Origin of the sequence: Candidatus Thiothrix phosphatis, from assembly GCF_035668035.1 — a bacterium.
GTDB classification, from domain to species: domain Bacteria; phylum Pseudomonadota; class Gammaproteobacteria; order Thiotrichales; family Thiotrichaceae; genus Thiothrix; species Thiothrix phosphatis.
In genome coordinates this window covers 1-2,035 of sequence record NZ_JAYMYJ010000108.1, presented here as the reverse complement: position 1 = coordinate 2,035, position 2,035 = coordinate 1, and the positions used below count along the sequence as shown (strand labels likewise).

The 2,035-nt window shown below is 57.7% G+C and carries 2 protein-coding genes; both read left to right on the top strand.

Annotation, left to right across the window (positions count from 1 at the left end):
* Positions 1 to 97: 97 nt before the first annotated feature.
* Positions 98 to 1,189: an IS21 family transposase gene (istA, locus tag VSS37_RS11210; RefSeq protein WP_445971481.1), complete on the top strand. Its 1,092-nt coding sequence runs from the start codon at positions 98 to 100 to the stop codon at positions 1,187 to 1,189.
* Positions 1,186 to 1,968 (top strand): IS21-like element helper ATPase IstB, encoded by a 783-nt coding sequence (gene istB, locus VSS37_RS11205; protein ID WP_093069013.1) that lies wholly within the window; start codon positions 1,186 to 1,188, stop codon positions 1,966 to 1,968. The genes istA and istB overlap by 4 nt, the downstream gene beginning before the upstream one ends.
* Positions 1,969 to 2,035: the final 67 nt, after the last annotated feature.

The following is a 2,035-nucleotide window of genomic DNA, read 5'->3' as shown; positions in this document are numbered from 1 at the left end:
TGTCACCACCGATGTAAAACTGACCCACCCCATCAATTGAAAACTGACCCACCTCCTACAATGACCGCCTTGATTTACCCAACAGAGGAGCAGGGTGGTGCTGACACAGGAGCGTTATATGGAGATCACAATATTGCACCGGCAAGGGTATGGAACCCGCCGTATTGCCCGCGAACTGGGCCTATCCCGTAACACGGTGCGGGAGTGCCTGCGGCATGATGACCGGTTGCCGCGTAGCTACCATCGCACCACTGTCCGGGTAGCTAAACTGGCGGCATATCAGGCTTATTTGGAAGAGCGGGTGAAGCAAGCGCAACCGCACCGCTTGCCCGCGACGGTGTTGCTGGAGGAAATACGCCAGCAAGGTTACACGGGTGGTGTGACGATGTTACGGGCATTTTTGCAGGGCTTGTACCCGGCGTTGCCCGTTGAACCCGTGGTACGTTTTGAGACGGAGGCGGGCTTGCAGATGCAGGTGGATTGGACGGTGCTGCAAAGCAAGCCTGTACGGTTGTCGGCATTTGTGGCGACGCTGGGTTATTCGCGTGCCAGCTACGTGGAGTTTGTCAGCGATGAACGTCTGGAAACGTTGTTGGCCTGCCATGTGGCGGCGTTTGGGTGGTTTGGCGGCGTGCCTAAGAAGGTGCTGTACGACAACATGAAGACGGTGGTGCTGGCACGGGATGCGTATGGCGAAGGGGAACATCAGTACCAGCCGGGTTTCCTCGACTTTGCCAAACACTACGGTTTCCTGCCTAAACTGTGCCGCCCGTACCGGGCGCAAACCAAGGGCAAGGTGGAGCGCTTTAACCATTACCTCAAACACAGCTTTTACTTCCCGCTGGTGACACGGCTAGCGCAACAGGGTGTGGCAGTGGATGTGGGCTTGCTGAACGCCGAAGTGCGCCGCTGGTTACAGGACGTGGCAGACCAACGCATCCACGGCACGACCCAAGAACCGCCTGCGCACCGCTTGGTGTTGGAACGCCAGCACTTGCAGGCATTGCCCTTGTTGCCGTACACCGGGCAGGTAGTGCCAGCGTTGCCTGCCGCCATTCCCAGCGGCGCACCGGACAACAGTGGGCAGGCATTACCGCCCCGTACAAGCTGGCAACAAGCGGTTGAACCACTGCAACGCCCGCTGGATGCTTATGATGCACTGTTTTGTGCCACGGGGGACGGCGTATGAGCTTGCAACACGAACGCATCCAAAGCCTATGCCAATCCCTCAGCCTGTCCGCCATTCCTGACCAATACCACGCCTTGGCGCAACAGGCGGTGACGGAGGAACTCAGTTACAGCACCTATCTGGAGCAACTGTTACAGGCCGAACAGGACTTGCGCCAGCGGCGCACCGTGCAGGTGCTGACCAAGATGGCGGGTTTCCCTGCCCTCAAGACGCTGGAGGGTTACGACTTCCGCTTTGCCACGGGCGCACCCCGCAAGCAGGTTGAACAGGCCGCCACCCTCGCCTTTGTCGGACGTTGCGAGAACATTGTGTTGCTGGGGCCATCTGGGGTTGGCAAAACCCACTTGGCGATTGCCATTGCCTATCTGGCCGCCCAGCAACGCATGAAAGTGCGTTTCACCACCGCTGCTGATTTGCTGCTGCAACTGGGCAATGCCCGCGCCCAAGGGCGTTACCGCGAAGCCTTCAACCGCCTTGTTATTGCCCCACGGGTGCTGGTGGTGGATGAGATCGGCTATTTGCCATTGGGTCAGGAACAGGCCAATGACTTCTTCCAAGTGGTGGCAAAACGCTACGAAAAGGGTTCCTTGATCCTCACCTCCAACCTCAACTTTGGGCAGTGGGGGCAGGCGTTCGCCAACGATACGGCACTGACCGCAGCCATGCTTGACCGGCTGTTGCACCATGCCCAAGTCATCAAGATACAGGGGGACAGTTACCGGCTAAAAGACAAGCGTAAGGCGGGCATTTTTACTGCCCCAGAAACAAAAGTTGACTGAATTGGGTGGGTCATTTTTAAAACGGTGATTTTGACGAAAGTGGGTCAGTTTTCAGTCGGTGTTGACA

Excerpts from the sequence above, each read along its gene's own strand:
- istB (WP_093069013.1), top strand. The coding sequence starts at position 1,186 with ATGAGCTTGCAACACGAACGCATCCAAAGCCTATGCCAATCCCTCAGC.